18 protein-coding genes, 1 tRNA gene and 1 pseudogene are annotated in these 19,158 nt (G+C 61.8%); 5 read left to right on the top strand and 15 right to left on the bottom strand.

The window, feature by feature from the left end; all coding sequences use genetic code 11:
- Nucleotide 1 precedes the first annotated feature (1 nt).
- Nucleotides 2–74, bottom strand: a tRNA-Glu gene (locus MKZ87_RS28455).
- A gap of 389 nt (nt 75–463) precedes the next feature.
- Here MKZ87_RS28455 and MKZ87_RS28450 point away from each other — a divergent pair.
- On the top strand, nt 464–1,222 hold the full coding sequence (locus MKZ87_RS28450) for a hypothetical protein (protein WP_011335462.1): 759 nt from the start codon (nt 464–466) through the stop codon (nt 1,220–1,222).
- 500 nt (nt 1,223–1,722) lie between these two features.
- Here MKZ87_RS28450 and MKZ87_RS29190 read toward each other — a convergent pair whose 3' ends face one another.
- The 4 genes and pseudogenes from MKZ87_RS29190 to MKZ87_RS28435 all read right to left on the bottom strand — a co-directional run bounded on the left by MKZ87_RS29190 (nt 1,723) and on the right by MKZ87_RS28435 (nt 6,153).
- Nucleotides 1,723–2,586, bottom strand: a complete 864-nt coding sequence (locus MKZ87_RS29190) for a methyl-accepting chemotaxis protein (RefSeq protein WP_416383559.1) — start codon at nt 2,584–2,586, stop codon at nt 1,723–1,725.
- Nucleotides 2,584–2,808, bottom strand: a pseudogene (locus MKZ87_RS29185) (HAMP domain-containing protein); the annotation flags it as partial. The gene MKZ87_RS29190 and the pseudogene MKZ87_RS29185, both read right to left, overlap by 3 nt.
- A 987-nt stretch (nt 2,809–3,795) precedes the next feature.
- Nucleotides 3,796–5,196: a PLP-dependent aminotransferase family protein gene (locus MKZ87_RS28440; RefSeq protein WP_085704773.1), complete on the bottom strand. Its 1,401-nt coding sequence runs from the start codon at nt 5,194–5,196 to the stop codon at nt 3,796–3,798.
- A gap of 195 nt (nt 5,197–5,391) precedes the next feature.
- Entirely contained in the window at nt 5,392–6,153 is a 762-nt protein-coding gene (locus tag MKZ87_RS28435) for an SDR family oxidoreductase (protein ID WP_007917441.1), read from the bottom strand.
- A gap of 227 nt (nt 6,154–6,380) precedes the next feature.
- Between MKZ87_RS28435 and MKZ87_RS28430 the strand changes: the two genes are divergently transcribed.
- Nucleotides 6,381–7,385, top strand: a complete 1,005-nt coding sequence (locus tag MKZ87_RS28430; RefSeq protein ID WP_085704775.1) for an NADP-dependent oxidoreductase — start codon at nt 6,381–6,383, stop codon at nt 7,383–7,385.
- A gap of 51 nt (nt 7,386–7,436) precedes the next feature.
- Here the strand turns inward: MKZ87_RS28430 and pyrF are convergent, their stop codons facing one another.
- Nucleotides 7,437–8,135 (bottom strand): orotidine-5'-phosphate decarboxylase, encoded by a 699-nt coding sequence (gene pyrF / locus MKZ87_RS28425; protein ID WP_170929700.1) that lies wholly within the window; start codon nt 8,133–8,135, stop codon nt 7,437–7,439.
- Between the two features lie 283 nt (nt 8,136–8,418).
- Between pyrF and MKZ87_RS28420 the strand changes: the two genes are divergently transcribed.
- The 3 genes from MKZ87_RS28420 (at nt 8,419) to xopAW (ending at nt 10,975) form a co-directional block, all read left to right on the top strand.
- On the top strand, nt 8,419–9,180 hold the full coding sequence (locus MKZ87_RS28420) for a response regulator (protein ID WP_371917913.1): 762 nt from the start codon (nt 8,419–8,421) through the stop codon (nt 9,178–9,180).
- A complete protein-coding gene (locus tag MKZ87_RS28415; RefSeq protein WP_085697025.1) occupies nt 9,180–10,235 on the top strand; it encodes a sensor histidine kinase in 1,056 nt (351 codons plus the stop codon). Before MKZ87_RS28420 ends, MKZ87_RS28415 begins: the two co-directional genes overlap by 1 nt.
- A 104-nt stretch (nt 10,236–10,339) precedes the next feature.
- A complete protein-coding gene (gene xopAW, locus MKZ87_RS28410) occupies nt 10,340–10,975 on the top strand; it encodes a XopAW family type III secretion system calcium-binding effector (RefSeq protein WP_266202211.1) in 636 nt (211 codons plus the stop codon).
- Nucleotides 10,976–11,208: 233 nt separating this feature from the next.
- On the opposite strand, the gene MKZ87_RS28405 is transcribed toward xopAW, so the two are convergent.
- The 9 genes from MKZ87_RS28405 to MKZ87_RS28365 form a co-directional block, all read right to left on the bottom strand.
- A complete protein-coding gene (locus tag MKZ87_RS28405) occupies nt 11,209–12,261 on the bottom strand; it encodes an AI-2E family transporter (protein WP_085697027.1) in 1,053 nt (350 codons plus the stop codon).
- A 68-nt stretch (nt 12,262–12,329) separates the two neighbouring features.
- Entirely contained in the window at nt 12,330–13,136 is an 807-nt protein-coding gene (locus MKZ87_RS28400) for a DUF4892 domain-containing protein (protein ID WP_085697028.1), read from the bottom strand.
- 127 nt (nt 13,137–13,263) lie between these two features.
- Complete coding sequence (locus tag MKZ87_RS28395) at nt 13,264–14,118, bottom strand: alpha/beta hydrolase (RefSeq protein ID WP_085704777.1); 855 nt, start codon at nt 14,116–14,118, stop codon at nt 13,264–13,266.
- Nucleotides 14,115–14,921, bottom strand: coding sequence for an alpha/beta fold hydrolase (locus tag MKZ87_RS28390; RefSeq protein WP_085697030.1), 807 nt, complete (start codon nt 14,919–14,921; stop codon nt 14,115–14,117). The genes MKZ87_RS28395 and MKZ87_RS28390 overlap by 4 nt, the downstream gene beginning before the upstream one ends.
- Before the next feature lie 118 nt (nt 14,922–15,039).
- Nucleotides 15,040–15,483, bottom strand: a complete 444-nt coding sequence (locus MKZ87_RS28385) for a hotdog fold thioesterase (RefSeq protein WP_025112971.1) — start codon at nt 15,481–15,483, stop codon at nt 15,040–15,042.
- A 31-nt stretch (nt 15,484–15,514) separates the two neighbouring features.
- A complete protein-coding gene (locus MKZ87_RS28380; RefSeq protein ID WP_266202210.1) occupies nt 15,515–17,170 on the bottom strand; it encodes an AMP-binding protein in 1,656 nt (551 codons plus the stop codon).
- A gap of 81 nt (nt 17,171–17,251) precedes the next feature.
- Nucleotides 17,252–17,704 carry a phosphohistidine phosphatase SixA gene (gene sixA / locus MKZ87_RS28375; RefSeq protein ID WP_085697032.1) on the bottom strand — a complete coding sequence of 151 codons (453 nt, stop codon included), beginning with the start codon at nt 17,702–17,704 and terminating at the stop codon, nt 17,252–17,254.
- Entirely contained in the window at nt 17,701–18,048 is a 348-nt protein-coding gene (locus tag MKZ87_RS28370; RefSeq protein ID WP_085697033.1) for a DUF4389 domain-containing protein, read from the bottom strand. The genes sixA and MKZ87_RS28370 overlap by 4 nt, the downstream gene beginning before the upstream one ends.
- An 18-nt stretch (nt 18,049–18,066) precedes the next feature.
- Nucleotides 18,067–19,092, bottom strand: a complete 1,026-nt coding sequence (locus tag MKZ87_RS28365; RefSeq protein ID WP_266202209.1) for an NAD(P)H-dependent glycerol-3-phosphate dehydrogenase — start codon at nt 19,090–19,092, stop codon at nt 18,067–18,069.
- Nucleotides 19,093–19,158: the final 66 nt, after the last annotated feature.

Raw genomic sequence — 19,158 nt, 5'->3', positions numbered from 1 at the left:
GCGTCCCCTAGGGGACTCGAACCCCTGTTACCGCCGTGAAAGGGCGGTGTCCTAGGCCACTAGACGAAGGGGACACACTACAACATTCACTCCCTGCTGCGTTTCGCTGTGTGCTTTACGCTGCAAGTGGCGCGCATTCTATGGATGGATTGAAAGGTCGTCAACCCCCAGATATAAATTTATTTAAATCAATGACTTCGACCTGCTTTACCGGCCGTTTCCGGCTTTTGCGTCGCCCGACGATTGACGCCTATATTCCGACACTCGCCAAGGCGTTATAGTCCACCGCAAAGGTGATGGCAATCTGCACCCCAAGGGCCAGCATTTATATAAGCGGCTCCCTGGCCGATACAGATAACAGCTTCGCCGATCCAAACCCGTCGAGCGGCGCTAGGCTCCTCCATGCCAAGCCACTACACTCGCACGCGAACCCTATAAAGAGGTCTTACCGGTGACACCACTCATGATCACCCTGCTAGTCATAGCCGGGATCGCAATCTTGATCGCCATTGGCTACATGAACCATGTGGTGGAAAACACCAAACTGGAGAAGGCCCGCACCAAGGTCGAACTCAACGACCGCCTGCGCCGCTGCGGCGAACTGACCGAAACCTTCCCCGGCCAGTTCATGACCCCGGCCCTCAAGCTGCTGCTGACCCGCCTTGAGCTGAATGTCTGCCAGCGCCTGCTGAACCTGGAAAAAACCAGCGCCACCACCAAGGCCCGCATCACCGAACTGAGCGCCCTCGTCGCCCAGGGCGAATCGATCCCGGTCAACAACCCGCCGGCCCCGATCCAGACCGAAGCCAAGGCCAAAGACGTTCGCTTCCTCCTCGAAGCCCTCCACGGTCAGATCACCCGCGCCGCCCAGGACGGCTTCCTGCCACCGAACGAAGCCAAACACTGGATCCGCGAAGTACGCCACATCCTCGTCCTGCTGCACATCGAGTTCTTCAACAACCTCGGCCAGCACGCCCTCCAGCAAAACCAGCCAGGCCAGGCCCGCCTCGCCTTCGAACGCGGCGTGCAATACCTGCGCAAACAGCAGGACCCGCAAATCTACGCCGAACAACTCCAATACCTGGAAAAACTCCTGGCCCGCGCCAACGCCCAGGTCATGGACAAAATCGCCCCGGTCGAAGGCGAAGAAAACCAACTGACCGCCGGCCTCAAAGATGTCGAGGCTGACGCGGACTGGAAGAAGAAAGTGATCTACGACTGAGTCCAGTCAAAGAGAGAAGCCACCGAGAGGTGGCTTTTTTGTTGGCTTAAGTTCAGGAGTAAACCAGAAAGCCCTCAGCCGACTGGCAAACAGCATTCGCGAGCAAGCTCATTCCCACAGAAAGCAAAAGCAGCCGCACCCACTCCTCACCACGATGAGCGTTAGCTCGAGTAAGGCTTTTGACGTACCGGCCCCATCGGCCGGCTGAGTGGAGGGATTTATCCGGGGGTGGGAGCGCAGCGACCGTGCGGCGAAGCCGCATGCATCGAGAGGAGGTGCAGCGAAGCAAACCGTAGGCGATGCCCCCGGATGAATCCCGTAACGAAGGAACACCGAGCCAAAGCGAGGTGCCGAACGCCGGGGCCCAGCGTTTTTGGTTACTTTTTTGGCGTTTGAAAAAAGTGACTCGCCGTAAGGGCGAAACCGCCAGCAGCAGCACCCGCAGAAACGGATATAAACGCAATAAAACGGGAACCTGGTCGGCCCGAAGGCCGCCAAGGTCAAAGCCGAAAATGCCCCACCATCCCCTTGAGCTCACTCCCCAACTGCGCCAGCTCAACACTCGAAGCCGCATTCCCCCGCATGGCAATCGAAGACTGATCCGCACTCGCCCGAATACTCGTCACACTGCGATTGATCTCCTCCGCCACCGAACTCTGCTCCTCGGCCGCCGCCGCAATCTGCTGGTTCATCTGCTGAATCAACGAAACCGCCGCCGCAATACTCCCCAACGCACTCTCGGTCTGCAACGCATCACTCACCGCCAGCTTCACCAGCTCGCCGCTGCTCTGAATCTGCTGCACCGATGAATGCGCCGCCGAACGCAAGGCACTGACCAGCCGCTCGATCTCCTCGGTCGACTGCTGAGTGCGCCGAGCCAGCGCCCGCACTTCATCGGCGACCACCGCAAAGCCCCTGCCCTGCTCACCCGCCCGCGCTGCCTCGATCGCCGCGTTGAGCGCCAGCAGGTTAGTCTGCTCGGCAACACTCTTGATCACCTCAAGCACCGTGCCGATATTCTGGATTTCCGCACTGAGGCTTTCGATGCTCGAACTGGCCGACGTCGCCGAATCCGCCAACTGCTCAATCCGCGCCATGCTCTGGCGCACCACCTGCTGGCCACTTTCGACCTTGCCGTCAGCAGTCTGCGCCGCAAGCGCCGCCTCTTCTGCATTGCGCGCCACATCGTGTACGGTGGCGGTCATCTGATTCATCGCCGTGGCGACCTGTTCGGTTTCCTCTTTCTGGCTGCTGACCTCAAGGTTGGTCTGTTCGGTCACCGCAGACAGCGATTGTGCCGAACTGGCCAGTTGCTCGATCCCCGCCTGCAATCCGCTGACAATCGTGCTCAAACCCGCGCCCATCTGCTGCATGGCCAGCATCAACTGGCCGATTTCGTCGCGGCGGGAGACCTCGATCGTTGCACTCAGATCACCGGCAGCAATCTGTTGCGCCACGTGAATCACGCTGCGCAACGGCGCCACGATCAGGCGGGTGATCACCCACGCCGCGATCAGCCCGACCAGCAACGCCAGCGCCGATGAGCCAATGATCAGCACCGAATTCTTTTTCAGTTCGCCCTGCATCGCGCTGTCTTGCGCGACATACGCCTGATCGACCCGCGCCACGACTTCGTCGGCCCGCTGATGCAACTGCTGATAGACGGTCTTTTCCTGGGCCAGCAACCCGGTGTACTCGGCAAGCTTTTCACTGAAACCGGCAATGTGTCCGGAGACCTCATTGAGCACCGTCAGATAGCCTTCGTCCTTGACCGTGGTTTTGAGCTGTTCAGCCTGGGCCTGAGCCTGCGCGGCCTGTTCGATATTGCCCTGGCCGGCACTGTCATCACCCTTGCGGCTTTGATCCAGGCGTACCCGCGCTTCGTTCATCGCCTGCAACATCAAGCGTGAGACCTGGCTGACCTGCCCAGCCTGCTCGATGAACTGCGCCCCGTCCTTGCCCTCGCTGTCTTTCAGCGTGTACGCACCGTCGTCGGCCAGACCGGCCTGCAACACATCAAGATTGTTGGCGACGCTGGACACCGACCAACTGGCCATTTCCAGCGCCAGGTCCTTGGCCTGGGACAACGAGACGAATTCATCGAACGCCTTGCGGTATGCGCCCAATGACTGTTGAACGTCGCTCATGACCGACTCGTTGCCCGGCGACAAAATCTTGAGTTGGTCGGCCATGGCGATCAGGCCATCGACACCCTCGTGCAAGGCATCGACGGTTTTCGGATTGCCGTGCAAGGCGTAATCCTGCTCCAGCAGCCGCACCTTGAGCAGGCCACTGTTGAGCGATGACATCTGCTTGAGCCCGTCGAAGCGATGACTGATGGTTTGCAGTGACCAGACGCCAATGGCCGCCACCAGAGCAGTCAGCAACAACACCAGCACAAACCCGATACCCAGTTTTTTCGCCATACCGAGGTTGGCAAAACGTCCTTGCACGGCCGAAATCATTGCGCGTAGTCCCCTGCCATAGTCTGTTACCGAAGATTCGCAACGGCCTTGAAGCAGCACAAGTCTCTGGCGTCGGAATAATGGCAAAAAGCTACGCACGCGTCGTTTTCAGAACGCTTGAGGTCGATCCACGGTCGTGCTTCGAAAAAACTGTCGCGCCCGTGGATCACAGGCGTAAGCCACATTGATGCGCTGCCAGTCGCAGGCTTCGCCACTGGGGCTGAACGAGGTTGCACAAGACAACTGCACCCCGCAGCGCGACGCTTGCCTGCGCAAATGCTGCTCACCAGCCCGTGGCGCGCGCGCCCAGATGAACAGCCCGCCCGAGGGTTTGCCGAACACTTCCCAGTCAGCATCTTCCAGGGCCTGCAAGGCCGCCACACGATCGGTATTGAGGCGCTGACGCTGGCGCTGCACCAGTTTGCGATAGGCGCCGCTGGCCAGCATCCCGGCCAGCACCGCCTCAGAGAACCTCGAGGTGCCCATGCAACTGATCATCTTGACCCGCGCCATCCGCTCGATCAGCTCACCATCGGCCAGCACGAAACCCACTCGCAGCGAGCTGCTCAGGGTCTTGGAAAAGCTGCCGAGGTAAATCACTCGCCCCTCGTCATCCAGCGCAGCCAGGCGAGTGCCACTGCCATTGTGCAGGTCGGCGTAGACATCATCTTCTATCAGCCGCAGGTCATGGATTCTGCTCAATTCGAGGATGCGTCGAGCGACCGCCGGCAACAGGCAACTGCCCGTAGGATTGTGGTGATGACTGTTGATGAACATCGCGGTGGGCCGAAACTGCCGCAGCAACGCCTCGAGCGCCTCGACATCCGGACCGACCGGCGTGCGGCGAACCTCCAGCATGCGCACGCCATGCAAGCGCAGGAGATCGAACAGTGGCGCATAACCGGGAGTTTCGACCACGACACAATCGCCGGCCTTGAACAACGTGCGCACGATCAGATCCAGCCCGTGGCTGGCGCCAGCGGTGGTCATCACCTGCCCCTCGACAGCCTCGATACTCAGCAATCCCAGGCGCTTGACGATCTGCTCGCGCAACGCCGGCAGGCCCAGTGGCGTGCTGTAGTTGAACAGGCTGGCCATGTCGGCCCGTGTTACCTCGCGGATCGCATAACCGAGATCGTCGGGCTCGCGCCAACTCTCCGGCAGCACGCCACTTCCCAGCGTCAAACCGCTGCGCCAGCCGGAGGCCGGATCGCCCCCGTTGCGCTCCCTCTCGCACCCTGAGCCATCGATTGCCTTGCAGCAACCGGGCAACGAAGCCGCCACCATGAAACCCGAGCCCTGACGCGAGGCCAGAACCCCTTGCGCCACCAGCCGCTCGCAAGCCTCCATGACACAGGACTGGCTGAGCAGATTGCACCGCGCGATCTCTCGCACGGAGGGCAGACGCGTCATCGGCGGCAGCTGCCCCTGCATGATCCACTCGATCAATCCGTCAACAATCTGCTGTACGACCGGCACCATTGCCAGTCGGTCAATTCTCAATTCCATGAGCACGCAAACTCCTGTCCATTTTGCTGGCGGCAGTTAATCACAGCCGCGCCCTTCAGGCTGTGCGACAAAACCGCCAAAAGCCTCCGTTCTCACCATTTGATACACATTGTTTAGCGGATTCACGGAACCGCTCCCCAAGTAAAAAAAAATCCGCCGAAGGGCGGATTCTTTCAAGCATCAGTCAATGTCGCCTTAGAAGGCGGTCACGCCGCCATCCACGGCCAGCGAATGGCCGGTGGTAAAGGCCGCACCATCGCTGCACAGGTACAGCACGGCGCTGGCAATTTCCTCGACCTTGCCGATGCGCCCGACCGGGTGCATCGCGTTGGCGAATTCGCCTTTCTTCGGATCTGCCTCATAGGCGCGGCGGAACATGTCGGTATCGATCACCGCCGGGCAAACGGCGTTGACGCGGATTTTCTTCTTGGCGTACTCGATGGCGGCGGACTTGGTCAGGCCGATCACCGCATGCTTGGAAGCCGCGTAGATGCTCATCTTCGGCGCAGCGCCCAGCCCAGCCACCGACGCAGTGTTAACGATCGCCCCGCCGCCCTGGGCCAGCAGCAACGGCAGCTGATACTTCATGCACAGCCAGACGCCCTTGACGTTGACGCCCATGATCGCATCGAACTCATCCATCGAGCCTTCGGCCAGTTTGCCCTTCTCGATCTCGATCCCGGCGTTGTTGAAGGCATAGTCGAGACGGCCGTAGGTATTGATCACCTCGTCCATCAGATTTTTCACTTCGCTTTCGACGGTCACGTTGCAGCGCACGAAAGTCGCTTCGCCGCCGGCTGTACGAATCAGCGCCACGGTGCCCTCGCCCCCGGCCGCATCCAGATCGGCCACCACCACTTTCAGACCTTCGGCGGCGAATGCCTGGGCCGTCGCGCGGCCGATGCCGTTGGCCGCGCCGGTGACCACGGCTACCTGACCGGAAAACGTCATGCTCATTGTTATGTCCTCGAATGCGGGGGATTGATGAAGGCAGCATAGCCACAGGGGCCTGAGTGACGTCAGCACTATCAAAAGGCCGGTTAGGCTTGCATGAATCGCAGTGATGAAACCCCGCCGGGGACTATCACCGTACTGGATCGGCCTGCATTCGCCCCGTGAGCCAACCTTGCGACATCGCGCATGAAGGTCTATCAACAAGGCTTCATTCATTTCGAGTGCCTGTCATGACCAACCAGACCAATCGCCAGTTCCTGCTCGCCAAACGCCCGGTGGGCGCCGCCACCCGCGAGACCTTCACCTATCAGGAAGTACCGGTCGGCGAACCGGCGGCGGGGCAGATTCTGGTCAAGAACGAATACCTGTCCCTCGACCCGGCCATGCGCGGCTGGATGAATGAAGGCAAGTCCTACATTCCGCCGGTGGGTCTGGGCGAAGTCATGCGCGCCTTGGGCGTAGGCAAAGTCATCGCGTCAAACAATCCGGGGTTTGCCGTTGGCGACTACGTCAACGGTGCCATTGGCGTGCAGGATTATTTCCTCGGCGAGCCAAGAGGTTTCTACAAGGTCGATCCGAAACTGGCACCGCTGCCGGTTTACCTGTCCGCATTGGGCATGACCGGCATGACCGCCTACTTCGCCCTGCTCGATGTCGGCGCACCGAAGGCCGGCGACACCGTGGTGTTGTCCGGCGCAGCGGGCGCGGTCGGCAGCATTGCCGGGCAGATTGCCAAGATCAAGGGTTGCCGGGTGGTCGGGATTGCCGGCGGCGCCGACAAGTGCAAGTTTCTGGTCGATGAACTGGGCTTCGACGGCGCCATCGACTACAAGAGCGAAGACGTGTTGGCCGGCCTTAAACGCGAATGCCCGAAAGGCGTGGACGTGTATTTCGACAATGTCGGCGGCGACATCCTCGACGCCGTGCTCAGCCGTATCAACCTGAAAGCACGCGTGGTGATCTGCGGCGCCATCAGCCAGTACAACAACAAGGAAGCGGTCAAAGGCCCGGCCAACTACCTGTCGCTGCTGGTCAATCGCGCGCGGATGGAAGGCTTCGTGGTGATGGACTACGCCGCACAATACGCCAGCGCCGCCCAGGAGATGGCCGGCTGGATGGCCAAGGGTCAGCTCAAGAGCAAGGAAGACATTGTCGAAGGCCTGGAAACCTTCCCGGAAACCCTGGGCAAACTGTTCAGCGGTGAGAACTTCGGCAAGCTGGTGTTGAAGGTCTGAAAACAAGGAAGGGAGCCATTGGGCTCCCTTCTTGATGCTTCAGCTGTTCGCTCAGGCCAGTTGCGCAACCACCGAGGCCAGTGCCTTGGCCGGATCTGCCGCCTGGCTGATCGGACGGCCGATAACCAGATAGTCGGAACCCGCATCCAGGGCCTGACGTGGAGTCAGGATGCGACGCTGATCGTCCTGGGCGCTGCCCGCCGGGCGAATCCCCGGGGTCACCAGTTGCAGCGACGGGTGCGCGGTTTTCAGCGCAGTGGCTTCCAGCGCCGAGCACACCAGACCGTCCATCCCGGCCTTCTCGGCCAGTGCCGCCAGACGCAGCACCTGCTCCTGCGGCTCGATGTCCAGACCGATACCGGCCAGATCCTCACGTTCCATGCTGGTCAGCACGGTCACGCCGATCAGCAATGGCTGCGGGCCGCTGCGCTTGTCCAGCTCTTCACGGCAGGCCGCCATCATGCGCAGGCCACCGGAGCAGTGAACGTTGACCATCCACACGCCCATCTCGGCAGCGGCCTTGACCGCCATCGCCGTGGTGTTGGGAATGTCGTGGAATTTCAGGTCCAGGAATACTTCAAAACCCTTGTCACGCAGGGTGCCGACGATTTCCGCCGCGCAACTGGTGAACAATTCCTTGCCCACTTTGACCCGGCACAGCTTCGGGTCCAACTGGTCGGCCAGCTTCAGTGCGGCGTCACGGGTGGGGAAATCCAGGGCGACGATGATAGGAGTCTGGCAGGCGGACATGGGTGGGCTCTCAGGCAAGTCGAAATCGGCGCGCATTGTAGCGGAACCGGCGACGGCGCGGCACCCGATGATCGGTAAATCGTCGCGCCAACCGTGATCAGCATAGCCCTGCAGGATATTGTGTCGAAGCCGATACACAACCGACACGCCGGCAACATGCGCCCGCGCTAGCCTCGCCAGCCGCAACAAGTCCTTACAGCAGCCCTTCCCGCCTCACGGCCGGACGCCTATGCTGAAACCACAACCTCGCAGCCTATCTTTGTGGTTGGCGGCCTACTGGCAGATGAACAGCCTCATGCACAACTCCCAAGTCTCCGTTAACGACGAGCAGAAAGACGACAAGCGCTGGAACATTCGTGCCCTGATCGTCGACGATGACGTGCCGATCCGCGAACTGATGATCGACTACCTGGCCCGCTTCAACATTCACGCCAGCGGCGTCACCGACGGAGCGGCGATGCGCCAGGCGATGCAGGCCGAACACTTCGACGTGGTGGTGCTCGACCTGATGCTGCCCGGCGAAGACGGTTTGTCGCTGTGCCGCTGGCTGCGCGCGGAGTCGGACATCCCGATCCTGATGCTCACCGCCCGCTGCGAACCCACCGACCGGATCATCGGCCTGGAACTGGGTGCCGATGACTACATGGCCAAGCCGTTCGAACCTCGGGAACTGGTGGCGCGGATCCAGACGATTCTGCGTCGGGTACGCGACGACCGCACCGAACAGCGTGCGAACATCCGCTTCGACAACTGGCGCCTGAACAGCGTCCTGCGCCAGCTCATCGCTGACGATGGTCTGGTGGTGCCGCTGTCCAACGCCGAATTCCGCCTGCTCTGGGTGTTCATCGAACGTCCGCGCCGGGTCCTCAGCCGCGAACAGTTGCTGGACGCTGCCCGAGGTCGCTCGATCGAAGCCTTCGACCGCAGTATCGACCTGCTGGTCTCGCGTCTGCGGCAAAAACTCGGCGATGACCCCAAAGCCCCGCAACTGATCAAGACCGTACGCGGTGAAGGCTACCTGTTCGACGCACGAGACATCGGCTGATGCGGGCGCGCTTCGACACGCTGTTCGGCCGCCTGTTCGGCGTGCTGTTGGTGGCGATCGTCCTGGCGCATTTGCTGGCCTTCGCCTGGTTCCGCCTCTACGGCCCGCCACCACCGCCACCGCCGCCGGAGTTCTCGGAAAGCCTCGACAGCAAACAGCCGCCACAGGATCCGCGCTACCCGCCCCGCCCGCCGCGCCCCTGGTTCGGCGGGCCGATCGTGCCGCTGACTTTTCAGTTCATCTCGCTGATCATCGCCGCCTGGTACGGCGCCAAACTGCTGACCCGGCCTATCCAGCGCCTGAGCGATGCAGCCGAACGCCTGAGTGAAGACCTCGACAGCCCGCCGCTGGACGAAACCGGCCCCCGGGAAGCACGGCAGGCTGCGCACACGTTCAACTTGATGCAGCAGCGCATCCGCGAACAGGTGCAGCAGCGGGCGCGGATGCTCGGCGCCGTCTCTCACGACCTGCGCACCCCGCTGTCGCGGCTGAAACTGCGCCTGGAAAACATCAACGACGACAAACTGCAAGGCCAGATGCGCCAGGACCTGGACGACATGATCGGCATGCTCGACGCCACCCTCACCTACCTGCACGAACAGCGCACCAGCGAAGCCTTGCAACTGATGGACGTGCAGGCGCTGGTCGAATCCCTCTGCGAAAACGCCCAGGATCAAGGCGCGGACGTGCAGGTCAGCGGCCATTGCGCACCCTTGCAGGTGCAGCCGATGGCACTGCGCTCATGCATCAACAACCTGATGGACAACGCCCTGCGCTATGCCGGCCACGCGCTCATCGAACTGCAAGACCAGCGCGAACAATTGCTGATCCACGTCATCGACCATGGCCCGGGCATCGCGGCGGACAAGCGTGAAGCCGTATTCGAACCGTTCTTCCGCCTCGAAGGCTCACGCAACCGCAACTCCGGCGGCGTCGGCCTGGGCATGACCATCGCCCGGGAAGCGGCGCAGCGCCAGGGCGGACAACTGACCCTGGCAGAAACACCCGGCGGCGGCCTGACCGCCGTGATCCAACTGCCTCGCCACTGCGCCTGACTGTGTACCGACCGGTACAAACCTCACATACCCACGACACGTTGCGACTGGAGGCTGCATAAGCCGGTACACCCACCGGTTTTCCAGTCCAAGGAGTGAGCCCGATGATCGGTAGCGTCAGCAACTACACGAGCTATACCAGCACCAGCAGCACCTCCACGCAAAACGCCCGCAGCCAGCAACTGCAAAAGGAACTGTTCGCCAAACTCGACAGCAACGGCGACGGCGCGGTGGATCAGGACGAACTGGGCAGCGCCCTGTCGCAACAGTCCAACGACGGCCTGCTGGTCAGCCTGAACCAACAATTCGGCGATCTGGACAGCGACGCCAGCGGCAGCCTCAGCGCCGAAGAAATGACCGCCATGGCCCCACCGCCACCACCGCCCCCTCAAGCCTCCAGCGACGAACTGTTCAGCCAACTCGATGCTGACGGCGACGGCACGGTGACCGCCACCGAACTGAACAGCGCGTTGCAGGTCAGCGACGGCACCGCCTCGAACAACACCGACACCGCTGCCGCCCTGCTCAAGGTGCTGGACAGCGACAGCAGCGGTGGCGTCAGCAGCGACGAACTGAAAGCTGCACTGCATGCAGCTCGCGAACACCCAAGCGACGAAGAAACCGCCAGCAGTAACCAAACCACTACCGAAGCGCTGAACCGCATGATCGCCAACCTGAGCAAGCAGTACTCGCTCGAAAACACCGCATCGGTGGGCAAGTATTTGAATGTGGCGACGTGAGGTAATCCAAAAAACAGGATGAGCGTCAGCTCGACAGCGCTCTTGATCTTGATCCGCCCGCCCCTTCGGAAGGCTGAGTGGAGGTGTTCATCCGGGGATTGGCACGCAGTGCCGTTTGGCGAAGCCGGACTCATCGACAACGTCGATGCCCCCCGGAGGGACGTCGGAGCGAAGGAACCCGAGCCAGCGAGGGCCGAACGCCGGGGCGAGTGAACGGCCGCCAAGGCTCACCATCAACGCCGATCGTCGACCCGAGCCTGACTCTTGCTCCAATCCGTCAACAAACTATAAGCGACCGCCAAAAGCGTAGGCCCGATAAACAAGCCGATAAAGCCAAATGCAATCAACCCGCCAAACACCCCAAGCAACACAATCACCAACGGCAGATTCCCGCCACGGCTGATCAGATACGGTTTGAGCACGTTATCCACGCCACTGATGACGAACGTCCCCCAGATCCCGAGAAACACCGCCATTCCGTACTCACCCTTCCAGGCCAGCCACGCCGTGGCCGGAATCCATACCAGCGGCGGCCCCATCGGAATCAGACTGAGCAGGAACGTCACGATCCCCAGCACCAGCGCCCCCGGCACCCCGGCAATCAGGAACCCGATCAGCGCCAGTATCGCTTGTGCCGCCGCCGTACCGATCACCCCGTTGACCACCCGCTGCACCGTACCGGCCACCAGATCGATGTAGTAACCGGCCCGATCACCGATAAGGCGCTGCAGCAGACTGTGCACGAACGCCGCCAATCGCGGTCCGTCACGGTAGAAAAAGAACACGAAAACAATGCTCAGGGTCAGCTCGAGAATTCCGCTGCCGATCTGCGCACTGCGCGCCAGCAACCAGTTGCCGACCTGCCCCAGATAAGGTTTGACCGTCACCATCAGGGCCGCGCCCTGCTGATCGATGCTGTTCCAGATTCCCACCAGCCGTTCACCCACCAGCGGCACGCCGCCCAGCCAGCTCGGTGCCTCGGGCAATCCATCGACCTGCACATCCTTGATGAACGCCGTGGCATCACGCACGTGATCGGCCAGGTTAAAGCCGAGCCACACCAGCGGCCCCGCCACCAGCAACATCCAGCCCATGGTCAGCAACAGGGCCGCGAGGGATTCCCGGCCACTGAGCCAGCGGGTCAGCAGACGCATCAGCGGCCAACTGGCAAACGCCAGCACCGCGCCCCAGAACAGCGCCGACCAGAACGGCGCCATCACCCACAGGCTGGCGCCGAACAGCACCAGCAACAGGATCTGCACCAACAGGCGATCGTTATTGAGCATGCGAGGTCTCGAAAAAAACATTCATCCAAAGAGTAGGCGAACACGCGGCGCGTGCCCGCCCGATACACCTACCGCAACAGATCGATGCGCAGACCTTCGCCATCGACACTGCCGGTTTCCATTCGCGCGGCACGCACGCCCTGCCCGATCAACGCCTGCCGCCAGGCCTCGGCTTTCGGCCCGGACACCGTGACCCGCAAGGTGGTGTCGAGGTTCAGACCACGGGACAGCAAACGCAGCCAGGTATCATCCGGATCGCCAACCAGCTTCGGAAAATCCAGTTCGCCAGTGCTTTTCAACTCCCGCAGCAGCGTGGCCGAGGTCGGCAGCAGGTCACCGAGCGGTGCCAGCGCCTGGAACTGTTCAACGTGCAGATAGGCTTTGCGATTGCCGCGAGTGATGCTGTAAAGCGCCACCAGCGTGTTGTCGCGCGGCGCCGCGAGCCTCAGCAGCAGATAGGCCTGCTGCTCGTCGGCACCGTACAGTTTGGCGTTGCCGAACACCTCGTTGGCCCACAGGCTGCTCTCGCCGCAATCCCGGGCCTGGCACCAGAACAACAGTTGGGCATCCTGCTTTTGCAGGGCTTCGCGAGCGAGAGTGAAAGCTTCGGTGGCGGAATGTTCCGGCGGCAACTCGTAGGTCACCGAGGTGGTTTGCCCCCGGGCGCTGACCTGACCGTCGAAACGCAACTGGCCGCTGATCTTGCGGATCGAGCCGAGCGGGTAGATCCGCTCCAGCTCTGCGGCAGGGCGATAGTCGACGATCTGCGCATCGGCCACACGCGGCACGATCGGCAGATCCTGACTGCCCGGCAGGTCGGCAGCGAATGGAAAGGGACTGAAACAGCACAGCGCCAGCAGACTGATAGATCGCATGGACAGGCTCATCGCAGGGACATGGCCTGGGTGCCTTGAGGGCAGTTCGAAGTCGCAGCGGTGTAGAAATCCATCTTGGTTGTCTCCCATTTCAACCCGCCCAGCCTCGACAGTTGCCGGGAGCAAGTCAAGGAATGGCGAAGAACCGATTGAAACAGTCTGCGACAAGCTCGGCCCCGGCCTCATCGTTCAGGTGCAGGTGATGCCCGCCCGGCAGCTGCTCCCGGTCAAAGGGTAGACGCTCCAGCAGCTCCGGATGTCGGGCCAGCATGCCGTCGGCGGCGACCACCAATTGCGCGGGACAGGCAATGCGCTGCACGAACGCCATCGCCTGTTCCTGGGTCAGACGCAACGGCGACGGCAAGGTCAGGCGGTTGTCGGTGCGCCAGGTGTAACCGCCGGGCACCGGCATCAGGCCGCGTTGCGCCAGCAGTTCGGCGGCTTCGCGACTGACCGCCACCAGCCCTTTCATCCGTGCTTCGATGGCCCGGTCGAGGGTGTTGTAGACCGGTTTGCGCTTTTCCCGAAGATCGAGCTGTGCCTGTAAGGCCATGCCCATGCGCTCGGCGGCATTTTCGCCTTTGTCGGTAGGAGGAATCACCCCGTCGATCAGCGCCAGATGGGTGATGCGTTCGGGCAACGAGCCGGCCAGCACCAGCGAAACGATCGCGCCCATGGAATGCCCGAGCAGGCCGAAACGTTTCCAGCCCAGTTGCTCGGCCACCTGCAGCACGTCATGGGCGTAATCCCAAAGTGCGTAACCGGCACCAATCGGGCGATGCCCGGAGTGCCCGTGACCGGCCATGTCCAGTGCCACGATGCGCAGGCCTTTAAGCTTGGGCGCCAGGCGCGCGAAGCTGTTGGCGTTGTCCAGCCAGCCGTGCAGGGCGATCACCGGCAACCCGTCTTCCGGGCCGAACAGGTGCGCCGCCAGTTCGATATGCGGCAGGCTCAGGCGCACTTCTTCGACGGCGGGGTTCATGCGCAATCCTTTTGCTGGCGACCTTCCCATCGGGTGAACAGGCTTTTCAGCAGCAACGCCGTATCCTGCGGGCGTTCAAGGGGAAACATGTGCCCACCGGGCACGGTCAGCGCCTCGCCCTGAGGCAGACGCCCGACAAACCGGGTGTGATGGTTCATCACCACCCGGCTCTTGTGTCCACGCACCACTGCCAGCGGCACCTTCAATTGCCGGGTATGAGCAGGACTGGTGTGCGGCACGCCGCGATAAATGCTGATCTCGGTCGCAGGATCGAAGCGCAGGCGCAGCTTGTCGCCGACCTTGTGCAGACCGTGCTGCAGATAAGCATCGAAGCATTCCGGATCAAAGCTGCGGAACAAGGTCTTGCCGGCGAAATAACCACGGGCGCTGTCCAGATCGGCAAACTCTTCGCGGCGCCCCAACGTGCGGCCGGCCGGGGTCAGTTTGTCGATGAAACCAAAGCGTTTGGCGGCGCGGATCACCCATTGATCGGTGCGGGTCAGCACCGGCGAGTCGAGCATCACCACACCCCGATACAGTTCCGGGCAACGCAGTGCGGCGTGCAAATGCAGCATGCCGCCGAAGGAATGGCCCACGCCCCACACCGGTTCATCTTGCTGTTGAAGATGATGGATGAGTTCGTCGACCAGGTGGTACCAGTTGTCACCCGCCGGGAAACGCGGGTCATGGGCGTGTTGTTCCAGATGCGCGACCCGGTACTCGGGCGCCAGCGCCGCGAACAGTTTGCCGTAGGTACCCGAAGGGAAACCGTTGGCGTGGGCGAAGAAGATCGGTTGCGACATACCGGCAAATCCATGAGCGGAAAACAGGCGTTGATTGTCCGTAAGACCACGTCCTACAGCAATGACCGTAACTGCCAGGAATGATGACAGTCCGGTCAGGGCTATGACGCTTGAGCCATCAACGCGCCGGCGGTTGTTCTCCCAGCGGCACCACCGCCATGGTCAGACGCGACACACAACTGGCCTTGCCTTCATCGCTGGTCAGGCGGATGTCCCAGACATGGGTGGTGCGGCCAATGTGAATCGGTCTGGCCACCGCCGTCACCCGACCGCTGCGCAGGCCACGCAAGTGGTTGGCGTTGATTTCCAGCCCCACGCAATAGAACTTGCTGGCATCGATGCACAGGTAGCTGGCCATCGAGCCGACGGTCTCGGCCAGCACCACCGAGGCGCCACCGTGCAGCAGGCCGTAAGGCTGATGGGTGCGATGGTCGATGACCATGCTGGCCGTCAGCGACTCCTCGTCGAAGGACTCGAAGCGAATGTCCAGCACTTCGCCGATGGTGTTTTTCTGGATTGCGTTCAACTGCTCGATGTTCGGAGTGGTGCGCCACAAGGTCATCGCAGGCTTCCTTTGTTGTTTTGATCGACGCTCAATCCTGCCACAGCACCGTCTCACTGCGCTCGCTCCATTCTTCGAAACGTGCTCCGTAGGTGTCTTCGATGATGTTGCGTTTGATTTTCAGGGTCGGCGTGAGAAAGCCGTTCTCCACCGCCCAACTGTCCTTGACCACCACCAGCCGGCGCAGGCGCTCGTGCTTGTCGAGTACGGCGTTGACTTCCTCCAGCAGTTTTTCCAGGCTCGAATGCAGCGGTGCGCGGGGCTCTTGCCGGCCCACGGCCGAGAGTACGCACAACCCCAGCGGCGCACTCAGGCCATCGCCGACCACGCAGACCTGTTCGATCCGCGAATGCACCGCCAGCCGATTTTCGATCGGCGCCGGAGCGACGTATTTGCCCTTGCTGGTCTTGAAGATTTCCTTGAGCCGCCCGGTCAGGCGCAAACGCCCTTCGGCGTCCTGTTCGCCTTTGTCGCCGGTGCGCAGGAAACCGCCTTCGGTGAGGGTTTCGGCGGTTTTCTGCGGCTCCCTGAAATAGCCGAGCATGTTCGCCTGGCTGCGCACCTGCACTTCGCCGGACTCATCGATACGCACTTCCACGTCAGGACACGGCCGACCGATCCAGCCTTCCTTGTATTGCCCCGGCAGGCAGATGTGCGAATAACCGCAGCTTTCGGTCATGCCGTAGACCTCCAGCACGTCGAGCCCGAGTTTCTGATACCAGCGCAACAAGGTCAGCGGCACCGGCGCCGCACCGGACAGCGCCACGCGCAGGGCATCCAGCCCTAACCCGGCCAACACCTTATGGCCTATCCGCTTGCCGATGAAGGGCAGACCGAGCAGGAAATCCAGGCGTTTCGCCGGGATCTTGCTGTAGACGCCCATCTGGAATTTGGTCCAGATCCGCGGCACACCGAACATCGCCGTCGGCCGCGCCCGCTTGAGATCGGCGAGGAAGGTATCGAGGTTCTCGGCGAAAAACACCGTCTGCCCGGTATAGATCGACGCCAGTTCGACGAACATCCGCTCGGCAACATGACACAGCGGCAGATACGACAGCAGCCGGTCGTTCTCATTGAGACCGAACAGCTGCGTGCCGCGCGTCGTCGCGAACCCGAGGTTGGCAAAGCTGTGCATCACACCCTTGGGCAGGCCGGTGGTGCCGGAGGTGTAAATGATCGTCGCCAATTGCTCGGCGGCGGGACGCGGATCGTCCTGGATCGGCGAGCTGCGCTGCACATCGTCCCAGTTGAAATCGAACGTGCCCGGCGGATGCAGCGGCAGGCTGACTGTTGTCAGACCGGCCGGTACACCCGCTGACATGCCCGGCCAGTCATCAAGCTTGCCGATGAACGCCAGCACGCTTTCGGAGTGGGTGAGCACCTGATTCACGGATTCGGCGGTGAGGTTCGGATAGAGCGGTACCGAGACATGCCCGGCCATCCAGATCGCCAGGTCGGCGATGATCCAGTGCGCGCAGTTTTTCGAGATCAGGGCGATATGGCTGCCTGGCGGCAACTCCCGGGATCGCAACCAGTGCGCGGCGCAGCGGGCCTGATAGCCAACGTCGGCCCAGGTCAGGATTTCGACCTGCCCGCCGCCGATCGGCTGCACCAGAAAACGCTGACGCGGGTGCCGGGCCTCGCGTTCGTAAAACACGTCCAGCGGCAAACGGAAGGCAGAAGACATTCGACTCGCTCCTGTTTTTTGGTCTGGAGCAAGCGTAGTCAACCAAGCAAGTGCTTGGTTGACTATTTCGTACAAAAAATTTCAGGGATGTTTAAGACTGTTCAGCTTCATCGAACCGATCAGCAACTCGCTGTGTTCGAGCTCGGCCAGCCCGGCGGTGCTGACTTTTTCCGGCGGATAGCCGGCACCGTGTTGCAGGTAGCTGAGCAGATTTCCCACCAGCGGATTGTGGCTGACCAACAAAACGTTGCTCACCGAAACCAGTTGCTCGGCCACGCGGTCCGGGTCAACTTCCGGGGTCAACCACTCGACGGTGCGGATCTCCGGCTCAAAGCCCAGGGCTTCGCGCACCAGTTGCGCCGTCTGCTGTGCCCGCAGGTACGGGCTGGCATAGATGGCGGTCAGCGGCTGGCCCATCAAGCGGGCTGCGCTGCTCAACACTTCCTTGCGACCGTGGGCGGTCAGTTCCCGCTCGGAGTCGGGGCGTGAGCCGTAGGGCTCGGCCTCACCGTGACGCAATACCCAGAGTTTCATAGCTTGGGTTCCTCATCCCGGGCCGGATGCGGTGCCGGCGCGACAACGTGTGGCGCCTCACCTTCCGGAGTACGCGGCGCCGGCCAGTCGGCGAACGGCCAGGGTTTCTGGTCGCTGTGGAAGCTGCCGAAACGACCGATCTGCGCCAGAAACTGGCTCAGGCTGTCGCCGAAATTCATCAGGCTGGCGCTCGGGGCGCCATAGATCAAACGATAGATCAACTGCACCAGCACCACCGCGCCGAGGATGAACTGCGCTACCTGCCAGACCAGCACGTAGATGATCATCCACAACGCCCGCAGGAGGATGGATTCATATTTGGCTTCGGTTTTCGGATCGTTCATGCCCTGCTCCCTGCTGAATCAGTTGAAACCACTGGTGGAAATAAAGTCGACGTCGGTTTTCGGCTCGCCTCGCATCAGAAGACCGATCACCTGCTCAAGCGTGCGCCCTTCGAACAGGATTGCATGCAGTCCGGCGACCAGCGGCATGTACACGCCAACCTCCTGGGCCTTGGCCTTGAGCACTTTCAGGGTGTTGACCCCTTCGGCCACTTCACCGAGACGCGACACCGCTTCGTCGAGGCTCAAGCCCTGACCAAGAGCGAAACCGACCTGATAGTTGCGGCTTTTCGGCGACGAGCAAGTGACGATCAGATCGCCGACCCCGGCCAGACCGAGGAAGGTCATCGGGTTGGCGCCTTGATTCACCGCAAACCGGGTCATCTCGGCCAGGGCGCGAGTGATCAGCATGCTCTTGGTGTTCTCGCCCATCTGCAGCGCCACCGCCATGCCGGCGATGATCGCGTAGACGTTTTTCAGCGCCCCGCCCAGTTCCACGCCGAATCGGTCGGCGCTGGCGTAGACGCGGAAAGTACGGCCATGCAACGCGGCCTGCACGGCTTTGCACAGTTCTTCGTCTTCACTGGCGACCACAGTGGCGGTCAGCGCGTGCTCGGCGATTTCCCGTGCCAGGTTCGGCCCGGACAGCACGCCGATGCGCGCCTTCGGGGCGATCTCTTCGAGAATCTGGCTCATCAGTTTGAAGGTGTGGGCTTCGATGCCTTTGGTCAGGCTGACCAGCATCTTGCCGCTCAGGCGTTCGGCATGCGGCGCCAACACTGTGCGCAGCGCGCTGGACGGCAATGCCACGAAACACAAATCGCAGGCGTCGAGGGTTTCCTGCAGGTCGGTGACCGGGGTCACGCCGGGCAGAATCTTGATGCCTTTGAGGTAACGCGGGTTCTCGCGTTTGACCCGGATGGCCTCGGCCTGCTCGGGGTCACGCATCCACTGCCGGACTTGATGGCCGTTCTCGGCCAACAGATTGGCCACGGCGGTACCGAAACTTCCGCCTCCCAGGACCGCAATCGGGCGCTGTTCAGTCATATGTAATCCGTTAATCCATACCAGTGGCGATGCCGGCATTATACGGAGCGTCCCCCTCTCGGACAG

The sequence above is a fragment of the Pseudomonas sp. MCal1 genome, assembly GCF_026341415.1.
Classification (GTDB): Bacteria; Pseudomonadota; Gammaproteobacteria; order Pseudomonadales; family Pseudomonadaceae; genus Aquipseudomonas.
The sequence above is the reverse complement of the archived record's forward strand: the minus strand, read 5'-3'. Positions and strand labels throughout refer to the sequence as shown.

Excerpts from the sequence above, each read along its gene's own strand:
- MKZ87_RS28450 (WP_011335462.1), top strand. The coding sequence starts at position 464 with ATGATCACCCTGCTAGTCATAGCCGGGATCGCAATCTTGATCGCCATT.
- MKZ87_RS29190 (WP_416383559.1), bottom strand. The coding sequence starts at position 2,586 with ATGGGCGCGGGTTTGAGCACGATTGTCAGCGGATTGCAGGCGGGGATC.
- MKZ87_RS28440 (WP_085704773.1), bottom strand. The coding sequence starts at position 5,196 with ATGGAATTGAGAATTGACCGACTGGCAATGGTGCCGGTCGTACAGCAG.
- MKZ87_RS28435 (WP_007917441.1), bottom strand. The coding sequence starts at position 6,153 with ATGAGCATGACGTTTTCCGGTCAGGTAGCCGTGGTCACCGGCGCGGCC.
- MKZ87_RS28430 (WP_085704775.1), top strand. The coding sequence starts at position 6,381 with ATGACCAACCAGACCAATCGCCAGTTCCTGCTCGCCAAACGCCCGGTG.
- pyrF (WP_170929700.1), bottom strand. The coding sequence starts at position 8,135 with ATGTCCGCCTGCCAGACTCCTATCATCGTCGCCCTGGATTTCCCCACC.
- MKZ87_RS28420 (WP_371917913.1), top strand. The coding sequence starts at position 8,419 with ATGAACAGCCTCATGCACAACTCCCAAGTCTCCGTTAACGACGAGCAG.
- MKZ87_RS28415 (WP_085697025.1), top strand. The coding sequence starts at position 9,180 with ATGCGGGCGCGCTTCGACACGCTGTTCGGCCGCCTGTTCGGCGTGCTG.
- xopAW (WP_266202211.1), top strand. The coding sequence starts at position 10,340 with ATGATCGGTAGCGTCAGCAACTACACGAGCTATACCAGCACCAGCAGC.
- MKZ87_RS28405 (WP_085697027.1), bottom strand. The coding sequence starts at position 12,261 with ATGCTCAATAACGATCGCCTGTTGGTGCAGATCCTGTTGCTGGTGCTG.
- MKZ87_RS28400 (WP_085697028.1), bottom strand. The coding sequence starts at position 13,136 with ATGCGATCTATCAGTCTGCTGGCGCTGTGCTGTTTCAGTCCCTTTCCA.
- MKZ87_RS28395 (WP_085704777.1), bottom strand. The coding sequence starts at position 14,118 with ATGAACCCCGCCGTCGAAGAAGTGCGCCTGAGCCTGCCGCATATCGAA.
- MKZ87_RS28390 (WP_085697030.1), bottom strand. The coding sequence starts at position 14,921 with ATGTCGCAACCGATCTTCTTCGCCCACGCCAACGGTTTCCCTTCGGGT.
- MKZ87_RS28385 (WP_025112971.1), bottom strand. The coding sequence starts at position 15,483 with ATGACCTTGTGGCGCACCACTCCGAACATCGAGCAGTTGAACGCAATC.
- MKZ87_RS28380 (WP_266202210.1), bottom strand. The coding sequence starts at position 17,170 with ATGTCTTCTGCCTTCCGTTTGCCGCTGGACGTGTTTTACGAACGCGAG.
- sixA (WP_085697032.1), bottom strand. The coding sequence starts at position 17,704 with ATGAAACTCTGGGTATTGCGTCACGGTGAGGCCGAGCCCTACGGCTCA.
- MKZ87_RS28370 (WP_085697033.1), bottom strand. The coding sequence starts at position 18,048 with ATGAACGATCCGAAAACCGAAGCCAAATATGAATCCATCCTCCTGCGG.
- MKZ87_RS28365 (WP_266202209.1), bottom strand. The coding sequence starts at position 19,092 with ATGACTGAACAGCGCCCGATTGCGGTCCTGGGAGGCGGAAGTTTCGGT.